Origin of the sequence: Streptomyces asiaticus (assembly GCF_018138715.1) — a bacterium.
Lineage (GTDB): Bacteria > Actinomycetota > Actinomycetes > Streptomycetales > Streptomycetaceae > Streptomyces > Streptomyces asiaticus.
The window spans coordinates 4,285,834-4,299,041 of sequence record NZ_JAGSHX010000006.1 but is presented as its reverse complement, the minus strand read 5'-3'; the positions used below and the strand labels follow the sequence as shown (position 1 = coordinate 4,299,041).

12 protein-coding genes and 1 pseudogene are annotated in these 13,208 nt (G+C 71.9%); 10 read left to right on the top strand and 3 right to left on the bottom strand.

What is annotated here, in order from left to right:
- Nucleotides 1-43 precede the first annotated feature (43 nt).
- Nucleotides 44-1,195: a site-2 protease family protein gene (locus KHP12_RS25440; RefSeq protein ID WP_086881162.1), complete on the top strand. Its 1,152-nt coding sequence runs from the start codon at nt 44-46 to the stop codon at nt 1,193-1,195.
- A gap of 115 nt (nt 1,196-1,310) precedes the next feature.
- Here KHP12_RS25440 and KHP12_RS25435 read toward each other — a convergent pair whose 3' ends face one another.
- Nucleotides 1,311-1,799, bottom strand: coding sequence for an ATP-binding protein (locus KHP12_RS25435; protein WP_208652947.1), 489 nt, complete (start codon nt 1,797-1,799; stop codon nt 1,311-1,313).
- 306 nt (nt 1,800-2,105) lie between these two features.
- Between KHP12_RS25435 and KHP12_RS25430 the strand changes: the two genes are divergently transcribed.
- The 8 genes and pseudogenes from KHP12_RS25430 (at nt 2,106) to KHP12_RS52925 (ending at nt 9,596) form a co-directional block, all read left to right on the top strand.
- The gene (locus KHP12_RS25430; protein ID WP_086881161.1) at nt 2,106-2,969 is read left to right on the top strand and encodes a Sco1979 family transcriptional regulator; all 864 of its coding nucleotides are present in this window, start codon (nt 2,106-2,108) and stop codon (nt 2,967-2,969) included.
- A 90-nt stretch (nt 2,970-3,059) separates the two neighbouring features.
- Entirely contained in the window at nt 3,060-4,517 is a 1,458-nt protein-coding gene (locus KHP12_RS25425; protein ID WP_211833824.1) for an aldehyde dehydrogenase family protein, read from the top strand.
- A gap of 105 nt (nt 4,518-4,622) precedes the next feature.
- A pseudogene (locus KHP12_RS52935) lies at nt 4,623-4,811 on the top strand (hypothetical protein); the annotation flags it as partial.
- 9 nt (nt 4,812-4,820) lie between these two features.
- A complete protein-coding gene (locus KHP12_RS52930; protein ID WP_244202697.1) occupies nt 4,821-4,943 on the top strand; it encodes a DUF664 domain-containing protein in 123 nt (40 codons plus the stop codon).
- 70 nt (nt 4,944-5,013) lie between these two features.
- The gene (locus KHP12_RS25415) at nt 5,014-5,646 is read left to right on the top strand and encodes a PadR family transcriptional regulator (protein WP_086881158.1); all 633 of its coding nucleotides are present in this window, start codon (nt 5,014-5,016) and stop codon (nt 5,644-5,646) included.
- 119 nt (nt 5,647-5,765) lie between these two features.
- The gene (locus KHP12_RS25410; RefSeq protein ID WP_086881157.1) at nt 5,766-6,749 is read left to right on the top strand and encodes an ATP-binding cassette domain-containing protein; all 984 of its coding nucleotides are present in this window, start codon (nt 5,766-5,768) and stop codon (nt 6,747-6,749) included.
- Nucleotides 6,746-7,531 (top strand): ABC transporter permease, encoded by a 786-nt coding sequence (locus KHP12_RS25405; RefSeq protein WP_086881156.1) that lies wholly within the window; start codon nt 6,746-6,748, stop codon nt 7,529-7,531. Before KHP12_RS25410 ends, KHP12_RS25405 begins: the two co-directional genes overlap by 4 nt.
- Before the next feature lie 76 nt (nt 7,532-7,607).
- Complete coding sequence (locus KHP12_RS52925; RefSeq protein ID WP_308289507.1) at nt 7,608-9,596, top strand: collagen-like domain-containing protein; 1,989 nt, start codon at nt 7,608-7,610, stop codon at nt 9,594-9,596.
- A 126-nt stretch (nt 9,597-9,722) separates the two neighbouring features.
- Here KHP12_RS52925 and gad read toward each other — a convergent pair whose 3' ends face one another.
- Both gad and leuE read right to left on the bottom strand, forming a co-directional pair.
- A complete protein-coding gene (gene gad, locus KHP12_RS25395; RefSeq protein WP_086881155.1) occupies nt 9,723-11,135 on the bottom strand; it encodes a glutamate decarboxylase in 1,413 nt (470 codons plus the stop codon).
- Nucleotides 11,136-11,211: 76 nt separating this feature from the next.
- Nucleotides 11,212-11,907: a leucine efflux protein LeuE gene (gene leuE / locus KHP12_RS25390; RefSeq protein WP_086881154.1), complete on the bottom strand. Its 696-nt coding sequence runs from the start codon at nt 11,905-11,907 to the stop codon at nt 11,212-11,214.
- A gap of 124 nt (nt 11,908-12,031) precedes the next feature.
- On the opposite strand from leuE, the gene KHP12_RS25385 reads away from it, so the two are divergent.
- Nucleotides 12,032-12,811, top strand: a complete 780-nt coding sequence (locus KHP12_RS25385; RefSeq protein WP_086881153.1) for a MerR family transcriptional regulator — start codon at nt 12,032-12,034, stop codon at nt 12,809-12,811.
- The last annotated feature ends 397 nt before the right edge of the window (nt 12,812-13,208 follow it).

The window sequence follows — 13,208 nt, the reverse complement described above, 5'->3', positions numbered from 1 at the left end:
CTGGTAGTGGCGATCGGGGGGACCCGACCCATGTGAGACGGCGATGAACGGCTCGGTCCGCGTCGGACGTGTACTCGGGGTACCACTGCGGATGCACTGGAGCGTCCCGGTGCTGATCGTGCTGCTCGCCTACGGGCTCGGCCACGAGACGCTGCCGGCCTGGATCCCCGGCCGGACCGGCGCCGTCTACGCCGTCGCCAGCGTCATCGGCGCCGTACTGCTGATGGGCAGCCTGCTGGTGCACGAGACCGCGCACGCGGTCGCCGCCCGCAGAAGGGGCGTCTCGGTGGAGGACGTGACGCTCTGGGCGCTTGGCGGCATGACCAAGATGGGACGGCCCCGCACCGCCGGGGTCGCGTTCTGGGTGGCCGTCATCGGGCCGCTCACCAGCCTGGTCATCGGCGGTGTCGCGGTCGGCGCGGGGATCGGGGTGCACGCGCTCACCGGATGGGGTGTGCCCACGGCCGTGCTGATCTGGCTGGGCTGGGCCAATCTGCTGCTGGGCGTCTTCAATCTGCTGCCCGCCGCGCCGCTGGACGGCGGACGGGTGGTGCAGGCCGTGATCTGGTGGCGCACCGGGGACCGGGAGCGCGCCGAGCGGGCGGCGGGGCGCAGCGGCCAGATCCTCGGCGTGCTGCTCATCGCCGCCGGCTGGATCTCCTTCCTGCGCGGGAACAACGGCGGGCTGTGGCTCTCGCTCATCGGCCTCTTCATGGTGATCATCGCCAACGCGGAGCGGCAGCGGGCCGGGGTCAACACGGCGCTGCGCGGGGTGCGGGTGGCGGACGCGATGTCGGCGCCGGTGGCCGCCGGGGCCGACTGGCTGACCGTGGGGCGGTTCATCGACGAGGTGGCGGCCCACGCCCGGCATTCGGCGATGCCGCTGCTGGACTTCGAGGGACGGCCCAGCGGGCTCGTCCAGCTGCGCGCGCTCGCGGCGGTGCCGGTCGAGGCCCGGGAGGAGCGGCGGGTGCGCGATGTGGCGACACCGCTGGCGCGGTGCACCGTGGCCGAGCCCGGTGAGCTGCTGAGCGAGGTGCTGGAGCGGGCGCGTCCGGGTGGCGGCGCGCTGCCGGTGCTGGTGGTGGACCACGGACAGCTCGAGGGCATCGTCACGATGCACGATGTGAACCGGCTCTTCCAGCTGCACGGCCTGGGCATCACCACGGCCCCGCCGGAGTCCACCCGCCCGTGAGGGGTGGTGGTGTTCGGGATGGGCGCGGCGTGAGAGACGGGGGTGGCGTTCGAGACGGGCGGCGTGAGAGACGGGGGCGGCGTGAGAGACGGGGGCGGCGTGCGTCTCCTCCGCGCTACGCGTCGGGGAGCCGGAAGACGGCCCAGACGATCTTGCCGCGCGGGGTGCCCGTCAGCGGCTGCCAGCCCCAGCCGTCCGTGAACGACTCCACCAGATGGAGCCCGCGCCCGGACTCCTCGCCGCAGCCCGCCTCACCGGCCACCGGTCCCACCTCGCTGGGGTCGCGTACGGCGCACACCAGCCGTGAGGGGCCGCGCATCAGATGGAGCCGCACCGGCCGCTCCGGCTCGCCGATCGCCGCGGTGCCGGACAGGGCGTGCCGGAGGGCGTTGGTGACCAGTTCGGAGACGACGAGCGCCACTTCGTCGAGGAGTTCGGGGATGTTCCACTGCCGCAGGGTGGAGCCGGTGAACTGCCGGGCCCCCTTGACCGCTTCATAGCGGGCGGGCAGGGCGCAGGAGACGGCTCCGGAGACGGCGGCGGGATCGATCGCGGCAAGCCCTTGCCACAAGGGTTCCAGCAGGGTCGAACCTTCGCTCCCCATGCGAGCACTCCTGCATCCGTGGCCGTGACGAACTCTGGCCAGATTTCGTACCAGCTAGCACGTGCGCACACCCTATGGTTCCGAATGCGCACGTCAGATGCAAGGGCAAATGCACGTGCACACGGGCCGGTTGGTCCGATCCGCCGGGTTTTGCTCGGATTTCTGACTCCGTACACTGGCGTGCGTCATCGGGTTGAGTAACGACGCGCCTACGGCGTGAAGCCCGATCAGTGGCAGACTTCGCCCTCAGGGGCTGCGGGGGGCGCCGTTCGCAAGGATGCTTTCCGTACAGGGAGGATCGCGGAAATGGCCGCAGGCGAGTCGAGTGGATCGGTGGTGCGCCGCATCCTCCTGGGCTCTCAACTCAGGCGGTTGCGCGAGGACCGCGGCATCACCCGCGAGGCGGCGGGCTATTCGATCCGGGCTTCCGAATCCAAGATCAGCCGGATGGAGTTGGGCCGGGTGAGCTTCAAGGCGCGGGACATCGAGGATCTGCTGACGCTGTACGGAGTCACCGACGACGCGGAGCGCGGGGCACTGCTCGGGCTCGCCCGCGAGGCCAATGTCGCCGGATGGTGGCACAGCTACGGCGATGTGCTCCCCGGCTGGTTCCAGACCTATGTCGGCCTGGAGGGCGCCGCCTCCGACATCGCCTGCTACGAGGTCCAGTTCATCCACGGCCTGCTCCAGACCGAGGGCTACGCCCACGCCGTGGTCACCCGCGGTCAGCCGCAGGCGTGCTCCGACGAGGTGGACCGGCGGGTGGCGCTGCGGCTGGAGCGGCAGAAGCTGCTGGTCTCCGAGCGCGCCCCGGCGTTCCATGTGGTCCTGGACGAGGCCGCGCTGCACCGCCCGTACGGCGGGCGCGACGTGATGTCCGCCCAGCTGCGCCATCTGGTCACGGTCTCCGAGCAGCAGAACGTGACGCTCCAGGTGATGCCGTTCGCCTTCGGCGGGCACGCGGGGGAGAGCGGGGCGTTCACCCGGCTGCGCTTCCCCGAGTCCGACCTCCCCGACATCGTCTATCTGGAGCAGCTCACCAGCGCGCTCTACCTGGACAAGCGCGACGAAGTCGCCCAGTACGAGCGGGTGTTGGAGCGGCTCAGCGCGGACAGCCTCTCCCCTGAGGAGAGCCGGGATCTGCTCCGGGGACTCCTTCGCGAAGCCTGACCCGTCAGTAGGATGACGTCCGGTCAGGAATACCCCCCACACGTGCGCGGCTGTCGGGGACCGGCACCGCGTCCTGAAGATAGGGATGGCATGTCCTACTTCTCCGAGTTGGCCCTTCAGTTCATCGATGGCGAGTGGCGCGGCGGAAGCGGTTCCTGGGACATCGTCGACTTCAACCCCTACAACGGGGAGAAGCTGGCCTCCATCACCGTGGCGACCGTCGAGGAGGTGGACCTGGCCTACCGGGCGGCCGAGCGGGCGCAGCCGGAGTGGGGCGCCACCAACCCCTACACCCGGCGGGCGGTGTTCGAGCGCGCGCTGCGGATCATCGAGGACCGGGAGAAGGAGCTCACCGAGACGATCATCGCGGAGTGCGGCGGCACCCATGTGAAGGCGGGCTTCGAGCTGCACCTCGCCAAGGAGTTCCTGCGCGAGGCGATCCATCTGGCGCTGCGGCCCGAGGGCCGCATCCTGCCGTCGCCGGTGGACGGCAAGGAGAACCGCCTCTACCGGCTGCCGGTGGGCGTGGTCGGTGTCATCAGCCCGTTCAACTTCCCCTTCCTGCTGTCGCTGAAGTCGGTGGCCCCCGCGCTGGCCCTCGGCAACGCCGTCGTCCTCAAACCGCACCAGAACACCCCGGTCTGCGGCGGCGGTCTGGTCGCCAAGATCTTCGAGGAGGCGGGGCTGCCCGCCGGGCTGCTCAATGTCGTGGTCACCGACATCGCGGAGATCGGCGACGCCCTGATCGAGCACCCCATACCGAAGGTGATCTCCTTCACCGGCTCCGACAAGGTCGGCCGGCACGTCGCGACCGTGGCCGCCTCCCACTTCAAGCGCACGGTCCTGGAGCTGGGCGGCAACAGCGCGCTGGTCGTGCTGGCCGACGCCGACCTGGACTACGCGGTGGACGCGGCCGTCTTCAGCCGCTTCGTCCACCAGGGGCAGGTCTGCATGGCGGCCAACCGGGTGCTGGTGGACCGGGCGGTCGAGCGGGAGTTCACCGAGAAGTTCGTGGCCAAGGTGGAGACCCTGAAGGTGGGCGATCCGGTCGACCCCACCACCCATATCGGCCCGCTGATCAACGAGGGCCAGGTCGAGGCGATCACCCAGCTCGTCGACCAGACGATCGCCGAGGGCGCCACCGCGCTGGTGCGCGGGCGGACCGAGGGCACCCTGATGGGGCCGACCGTGCTCAGCGGGGTCCCGGAGGGCTCGGCGATCCTCGGCCAGGAGATCTTCGGCCCGGTGGTGACGCTGATCCCGTTCGACGGCGACGACGAGGCCGTACAGATCGCCAATGACACCGACTACGGGCTCAGCGGGGCCGTGCACACCGCCGATGTCGAGCGCGGGGTGCGGTTCGCCCAGCGGATCCACACCGGCATGATCCATGTGAACGACAGCACGGTGCACGACGAGCCGATCGTGCCGTTCGGCGGGGAGAAGCACTCCGGCCTCGGGCGGCTCAACGGGGATTCGATGATCGAGGACTTCACCACCACCAAGTGGATCTCCATCCAGCACGGCCGGAGCCAGTTCCCGTTCTGAGGCGGTGGGAGTCGGAGTCGGTTCACGGGTTCGCGGACAGAAGCTGACCGCAAGCCTCCATAACGTGGGGTTCATCGACGGGCGCCGGACCCGGGCGCCCTCCAGATGAGAGGCGGCGGCCATGCCCGTGATCGTGAACCCCGAGGCCTGTCAGAGCGAGTGCGGCGCGCTGCTGGCGTACCTGGACGCACAGCGCGGCGGCATCCGGCGCTCGGTGCACGGCCTGACCGAGGAGCAGGCCCGCAGCGTCCCGAGGGCGGCACCCGCACCTGGCGCTGGGCGGTCCTCCACCTGATCGAGGAGGTGGCCCGGCACGCAGGTCACGCCGACCTCATCCGCGAGACGATCGACGGCAAGGGCGCCTTCGACCTCGTCTTCGAGACGGGGGCGATGCCTGAGCCCGACTGGTCGGTCCTGGAGCGGTGATCCGCCCGGCCCGCCGACCCCCTAGCCTGGTCATCGCGGGGGTCGGGACCAGGATGGAGACGAGCGGGCGATGTCAGCGATCCGGTTGCTGGTGCTGGGGGCCGTGCGCCAGCACGGGCGGGCGCACGGCTATCAGGTCCGTAACGACCTGGAGTTCTGGGGCGCGCACGAGTGGTCCAACGCCAAACCCGGGTCCATCTACCACGCGCTCAAGCAGATGGCGAAGCAGGGGCTGATGCGCGCGCACGACGTCGCGCCGAGCACGGTCGGCGGGCCGCCGCGGACCGAGTACGAGCTGACCGAGGCGGGCGAGGAGGAGTACTTCCGGCTGCTGCGGGAGGCCCTGCTGCGCCATGACCAGAAGATCGACGAGCTGACGGCCGGGGTGGGTTTCATCGTGGACCTGCCCCGGGACGAGGCGATCGCCCTGCTCAAGCGGCGGGTGGCGGCGCTGGAGGAGTGGCGGGCCGAGGTGACCCGGCACTGGACGCCACCGGACGGCACCCCCGAGCAGTGGGGCCATATCGGCGAGATCATGAAGTTCTGGGTGCACTCCGCGGACAGCGGGGCGGAGTGGACCCGCGGGCTGATCGAGCGGCTCGAGGGCGGGGCGTATGTGATGGCGGGCGAGGGGGAGCGCTCGGTGGAGGTGCTGCCGGAGGGCGTCACCAACCCGTACGCCGAAGCGCCCGGCGCGGACTGACGGTCGCCCCCAGCGTTAATCAAGTTTGACTAGCTAGGGCTCGGGCAGTACCTTCCGGCATGTGTAGTCAAACTTGACTACGTGGCGCGGAGAAGAGTCATGAGGGAGAGGGGAAGACCTTGGCCGACAGCGATCCCGCGATCGTCGTCGAGGGGCTGCGGAAGACCTACCGGGACAAACAGGCCCTCGCCGGACTCGACCTGACCGTCCCGCAGGGCACCGTGCACGCCGTGCTCGGCCCCAACGGCGCGGGCAAGACCACGTGCGTACGGATCCTGGCCACCCTGTTGCGGCACGACGGCGGCCGGGCCGAAGTCGCCGGGTACGACGTGCTGCGCGACCCCGACGAGGTCCGCTACCGCATCGGACTCGTCGGCCAGCACGCCGCGGTGGACGAGGAGCTGAGCGGACGGCAGAACCTGGAGATGTTCGGCCGCCTCTACCACCTGGGCGGCCGCCGGGCGGCGGCCCGCGCGGACGAACTGCTGGAGCGGTTCGGCCTCGCCGGCACCGGCACCAAGGCGGTCGGCCGGTACAGCGGCGGGATGCGCCGCAGGCTGGACCTCGCGGCGAGCCTCATCATGCGGCCGCGGATCCTCTTCCTGGACGAGCCGACCACCGGGCTCGACCCCCGGGGCCGTACGGAGGTGTGGAACGCGGTCCGCTCGCTGGTGGACGGCGGTACGACCGTGCTGCTCACCACGCAGTACCTGGAGGAGGCGGACCAACTCGCCGACCGCGTCTGCGTGATCGACGGCGGACGGGCCATCGCCGACGGGACCGCCGACGAGCTCAAGGCCCGGCTCGGCGGCGACCGGATCGAGGTGGTGCTGCGCGACGCGGGTCAACTGCCCGCCGCCGCCTCGGTGGTGACCGCGGCGACCGGCGGCGCCGAGGTCGAGAGCGACCCCGACCGGCGGCGGCTCGGCGCGCGGGTCACCGACCGGGTGGCCGCGCTGACGGAGACCGTAAGGGCGCTGGCGGCGGCCGGGATCGAGGCGGAGGACATCGTGCTGCGCCGTCCCACGCTCGACGAGGTCTTTCTGCACCTCACCGGGGAGCCGGCCACGACGGAAACTGCCGAGGAGGAGACCCTCGTATGACGACCGCGACCCTCATCGACTCCTGGACCATGACCCGCCGCGGACTCGCCCACTGGGCCCGGCAGCCCGTCCAGGTGGCCGTCCAGCTGGTCTTCCCGGTGATGATGCTGGTGATGTTCGCCTACTTCCTCGGCGGCGGGATGACCGTCCCGGGCGGCGGCGACTACAAGGAGTACCTGGTGCCGGGCACGTTCGCGCTCACCATGGTGTTCGGCCTCGAGGGGACGATGCTCGCCATCACCCAGGACCTCAACAAGGGCGTCATCGACCGCTTCCGCTCGATGCCGATGGCCCGCTCGGCGGTCCTGGTCGGGCGCAGCGTGCTGGACATGCTCCAGTCGGCGCTCGGGCTGCTCGTCCTCCTCGGGGTGGGGCTCGCGATGGGCTGGCGCTGGCACGGCGGGCTCGGCGACGCGCTGCTCGCCCTCGGGCTGCTGCTGTGGCTGCGCTTCGCGATGCTGTGGCTCGGCATCTTCCTGGGCATGGCCGCCGGGCGCCCGGAGATGGTGCAGGCCGTACAGATCCTGGTCTGGCCGGTGGGCTTCCTCTCCAACGTCTTCGCCTCGCCCGAGACCATGCCCGACTGGCTCGGCGCCCTCGCCGTCTGGAACCCGATGTCGGCCACGGCCACCGCGATCCGCGAGCTGTTCGGCAGCCCCGGGGGCGGTGGCGGCTCCTGGGCCGCGGACCACGCCCAACTCCTGGCCGTCTGCTGGCCGCTGGCGCTGATCGCGGTCTTCCTCCCGGTCGCGGTGCGGCGTTACGGGCGGCTCAGCCGCTGACGGCGGTCCCCTGGATCCGGATGCCGTGCCGGTCACACCTCCACCGGTCGTCGCCGGTTGCGGATACGGTGCAGGTATGGGGAACGACAGGTCGGGCACGGGGGCGGAGACGGTGAGCGGGCCCGGATACGCCCTGTTGCTCGCCGCCGGCCCGGCCGGCAAACAGCGACTGATGGACGCGGCCGCCGCGCTGCCCCAGCTCGCCGCCGTGCCACCGGCGGCGCTGCTGGGCACGCCCGGCGGCGCCAGCGTCGTCCAACTCGTGGACCCGGTCGACCCGCAGACCGTACTGACGCATCTGCGGACCGCCGCCGCGCACCCGGGCCCGGTGCTGGTCCATCTCGCGGGCCAGCTCACCCTCGACGCCAAACAGCGGCTGCCGCACCTGGCGTTGGCCCGTACGACGCCGAGGACCGCCCGCTACACGGCGCTGCCCTGGCACTGGCTGGCCGCCGAGCTCGCCCGGCGGCCGCCGGGCAGCACCGTCGTGGTCGCCGACCTGGTGGCCGACGAGACGGCCTGGCCACCGCTGAGCACCGCCGGTCCGTCCGCCCTCGCGGCCGGGCTGGCCCTCTACGGCACGGTGGCACCCGCCCCGCCCAAGCGGCAGCTGGCCACGCCGGACTACAGCCGGGCGTTCGCCGGGCTGCTGCGGGCCGCCGCCGAACGCCCACCACTCGCGCTACTCCACCAGCGCGCCGCCCTGGAGGCCGGGCTGGGCCCCGGCCCCGAACTGCTCCTGGACGGCCCTGGGCCGGGCGAGGCGTACCCACCCCCGGACGCGGCCCCATGGGCCGGGCAGACGGGACAGAGCGCACCGCTCGGGGCGACCGGGCAGACGGGGCAGAGCGCACCGCTCGGGGCGACCGGGCAGACGGGGCAGAGCGCGCCGCTCGGGGCGACCGGGCAGACGGGGCAGAGCGCACCGCTCGGGGCGACCGGGCAGACGGGGCAGAGCGCACCGCTCGAGGCGACCGGGCAGACGGGGCAGAGCGCACCGCTCGAGGCGACCGGGCAGACGGGGCAGAGCGCGCCGCTCGAGGCGACCGGGCAGACGGGGCAGAGCGCGCCGCTCGGGGCGACCGGGCAGACGGGGCCGACCGGGGCAACTGGACCGACCGGGGCAATCGGGCGGGCCGGGGCAATCGGGCCGGCCGGGGCAGCCGGACCGAGCGGGCCGACCGAGCAGGCCGGGCAGGCCGGGGCTACGGGGCGGACCGTATCGGCTGGGCAAGCCGGACCGGCCGGGGCAGCCGGACCGAGCGGGCACGCGATATCGGCTGGGCAGGCCGGAGAGCTCCGGCCGACCGGCCAGACCGGGGCCACCGGCCAGACCGGGGCCACCGGCCAGACCGGGGCGGCTGGTCAGACCGGGAGGACCGGGCAGAACGGGGCGACCGGGCAGACCGGGACGGCTGGGCAGACCGGGGCGACCGGGCAGACCGGGGTCACCGGGGCCATCCGGTCGGCCGGGCCGGTCTCGGCGTCCCCGCCGCCCATGCCGCCCGGCCCTCCCGAATCGTTCCGCCCCGCCAAAGACCCCGTGCCGACGCCCCCGTCACTGCGCCCGCCGCAGCCGACACACGCCCCCGCGCCTCCGCCGCCCGGATGGGCGCCCGTGGCCGATCCGCTCGCCTCGACGCACGCGGCGATATTCGAGGCGGCCAACTCGGGGCGGCACAGCGAGGCGGCCTCGATGGCGGCCGCCTGGGAGCAGGAGGCGCTCCGGACGGCCGGTCCCCAGTCCGACGAGGCGATCCACTGGCTGGAGGTCCGCGCTGATCTCTCCCGTATCGCCGGGGACCCGGCCCGCGCCTGCGAGCTGTGGCTCGCGGTGGCCGACGCGCGGCTGGGCAACGGGGAACCGGCCGAGCACCCCGAGGTCGAGGGGGCCGTGGACCGGGCGCACCACCAGTGGCAGTTCGTGGCGGACCGGGCCAGGGCGGGCGCCCTCGCCCCGCTGCTGATCGAGCTGCGGGGCCGGGTGCCCGGCCGCAGACCAGGGGCGCTGGAAGCGGTCCGGCGCCGGGCCGAGCTGCTCCGTGCCCCGGCCCGTACGCGCTGACTGCCGTCGCTCCGGCCCGTACGCGCTGACTGCCGCCGTCCCGGCCCGTACGCGCTGACCGCCCTCGCTCCGCCCCGTACGCGCTGACCGCCCTCGCCCTCGCCCCCGGGACCGGAGACACCGGGCTCAGTGGTGGAACGCCTTGACGACCTTCCCCATGGGCGCGGGCTGTGACCGCAGGTCCGGCAGCAGCGACTCCAGGTCGCCCAGGAAGAGATCGGCGAGGTCCTCCGAGAAGCCGTTGCGGCAGACCACCCGCAGTACGGACAGGTCCTCCCGGTTGGGCGGGAAGGTGTACGCGGGCACCAGCCAGCCGCGTTCGCGCAGCCGCCGGGAGATGTCGTAGACGTCGAAGTTGCGGATCCCCTCCGCCGTGGTGAACGTGAACACCGGGAGCTGATCGCCGCGGCTGAGCATGGTGAAGTCCCCGAACGCCTCGATCCGCTCGGCGAGCGAGCGCGCCACATCGCGGGTCTGCTGCTGGACGGCGCGGTAGCCCTCCCGGCCCAGCCGTACGAAGGTGTAGTACTGGGCGGCCACCTGGGAGCCCGGGCGGGAGAAGTTGAGCGAGAACGTGGGCATGTCGCCGCCGAGGTAGTCGACGCGGAAGACCAGCTCCTCGGGCAGCGCGTCCGCCGTACGCCACAGCGCCCACCCCACTCCGGGGTAGACCAGGCCGTACTTGTGGCCCGAGGTGTTGATGGAGGCGACCCGCGGCAGCCGGAAGTCCCACAGCAGGTCCGGGTCGAGGAACGGCGCGACCATCGCGCCCGAGGCGCCGTCCACATGCACCGGGATGTCCAGGCCCGTGCGCTCCTGGAGGTCGTCCAGCGCCCGGCACACCTCGGCGACGGGTTCGTAGGAGCCGTCGAAGGTGGAGCCGAGGATGGCGACGACCCCGATGGTGTTCTCGTCGCACAGCTCGGCGGCGGCCTGGGGATCGAGGTGGAACCGGTCGCCCTCCACGGGCACCTGCCGCGCCTCCACCTCCCAGAAGTTGCAGAACTTCTCCCAGCACACCTGGACATTGGTGCCCATGATCAGATTGGGCCGGGCGGTGGCCGGATATCTCACCGGGTTCCGTTTGGCCCAGCGCCGTTTGAAGGCCATTCCGGCCAGCATGCACGCCTCGCTCGACCCCGTGGTGGAGCAGCCCACGACCGCGTCCGGGTCGGGGGCGTGCCACAGATGGCCGAGCATCGTCACGCACCGCCGCTCCAGTTCGGCGGTGCGCGGATACTCATCCTTGTCGATCATGTTCTTGGCGAGGCAGTCGGACATCAGCTGGCCCGCCTGCGGCTCCATCCACGTGGTGACGAACGTGGCGAGATTCTGGCGGGCGTTGCCGTCCAGCATCAGCTCGTCATGGACGAACTGATACGCCGTCGTGGGCGCCATCGGCTCGTCCGGGAGGCAGCGGCGCGGGGGTCTGCCGGTCATTCCGCTGATCGGATTGGCCTCGCCGTAGAGCGGATTGATGGAGAAATCGAGGCTTTCGTCGAGGGTGCGTCGGCCGGGAGTTCCTTTGTGAAGTGCCACCTTCGTTAAATTAGGGGCATTTCACCAATAAACCCCGGTCCCGCGCCGTGCCCTCCCCCGCACCGGCGCGTCGCGGCTACCCCGCGCTGCTGAGCGACAGCTTCGCCGCGAAGCCGAGGAACGCCGTGCCCGCGGCCGCCGAGAGCCCCGCCCGCAGCTTCCGGCGCCGCCGGAAGGTGGCCGCCAGATACGTACCGCTGAAGATCAGCACCGACAGATAGGTGATGCTGAACAGCTGCGCCCAGGCGCCCAGCGCCACGAAGGACAGCGCGGGATGGGCGTAGTCCGGATCGACGAACTGCACGAAGAAGGAGATGAAGAAGAGGATGGCCTTCGGGTTCAGCAGGCTGATGACCAGCGCCCGGCGGTACGGGCGCTCGCCATCCGCGGACCCCATGGCCGCCTCCCCGGCCCCGTCCGTACCCGGCGTCTCCGCCGCGCTCCGGGCCGCCTCCGCGGTCCCCGGACGGCGGCGCCACAGGGCCCGCGCCCCGCGCAGCATGCCCACCGCCAGCCAGGTCAGATAGCCCGCGCCCGCGAACTTGACCACCGCGAAGAGCACCGGGCTGGCGTGCAGCAGCGAGGCCACCCCGCCCGCCGACAGCGCCATCAGCACGGTGTCGCCGCACAGCACCCCGGCCGCCGCCCGATAGCCGGTACGGGGGCCGCGGCGGGCCGCGACCGACACCACATACAGCGAATTGGGGCCCGGCAGCAGGATGATCAGCGCCAGACCGGCCAGATACGTCGAAAGATCGGTTATCCCCAGCACGATCGGCAGGATGACAGCGGCCCGCCGCGCCGCCCAGTCGGTTTCGCCATCCGGACTTGCACCTCACGCCACGTGAGGGACCACCGTGGAACCCGTACCGAACAGAAAGAGAGCGGATACGGCCATGAGCTATTCCGTGGGACAGGTGGCGGGCTTCGCCGGTGTCACGGTGCGCACGCTGCACCACTACGACGAGATCGGGCTGTTGCGCCCCGGCGCCCGCAGCGCGGCCGGGCACCGGCGTTACGACGACGCCGACCTCGACCGGCTACAGCGGATCCTGTTCTACCGGGAGCTCGGCTTTCCGCTCGAAGAGGTGGCGGTGCTGCTCGACGACCCGGATATCGATCCGCAGGCCCACCTGCGGCGTCAGTACCAGTTGCTGTCCGACCGGATCGAGCGGCTGCGGAAGATGGCCGCTGCCGTCGAACGAGCCATGGAGGCGCGGAAGATGGGCATCAATCTGACCCCCGAGGAGAAGTTCGAGGTCTTCGGGGACTTCGACCCGGACCAGTACCAGGAGGAGGTCGAGCGGCGCTGGGGGAACACCGAGGAGTACCGGGAGTCCCAGCGCAGGGCGGCCTCGTACACCAAGGAGGACTGGAAGCGGATCCAGGAGGAGGGGGACGACATCACCAACCGCTTCGTCGCGCTGATGGGCGCGGGCACCCCGACGGAGTCCGAGGCGGCGATGGACCTCGCCGAGGAGCACCGGCAGTGGATCTGCCGGAGCCACTACGAGTGCGGCCATGAGCTGCACACCTGTTTGGGCCGGATGTATGTCTCGGACCACCGCTTCACGGAGAACATCGACAAGGCCGGGCCGGGGCTGGCCGTCTACCTCCGGGACGCGATCCTCGCCAACGCGGAGCGGCACGGCTACCGGGCGTCCGACGGAGGGTGACGCCTGCGGCGGGCTGCTCCCCTCCCCGCCCCTTCCCGCAACTGGGGCTCCGCCCCAGACCCCGCTCCTCAATCGCCCCCAGCTACCGCTGGGAGGTGCCCCCTGGAGGGGCTGGACAGCGGGGCTCCGCCCCCAGGCCCCGGGGTCCAGGGGCGACGCCCTTGGGTCGGGAAGGGGAGAGCATCGATATGCGGCTCCGCCGCGTGGCCCGCCGGACACTCCATAGGGCATCCCCGGGCGTGGCAGTCGAGGGCGGGCTCCTGGGCGGCGGGAACCAAGGGCATACACACGGCGTTGATAGCTTTGGGCGGCACACTGTGAAGCACACCCAGTCCGCCCCAACCCTGCGGCCGGGCCTCGCACGAGCCTGCTTCCCTCGACCCAGGAGCCTGTCACC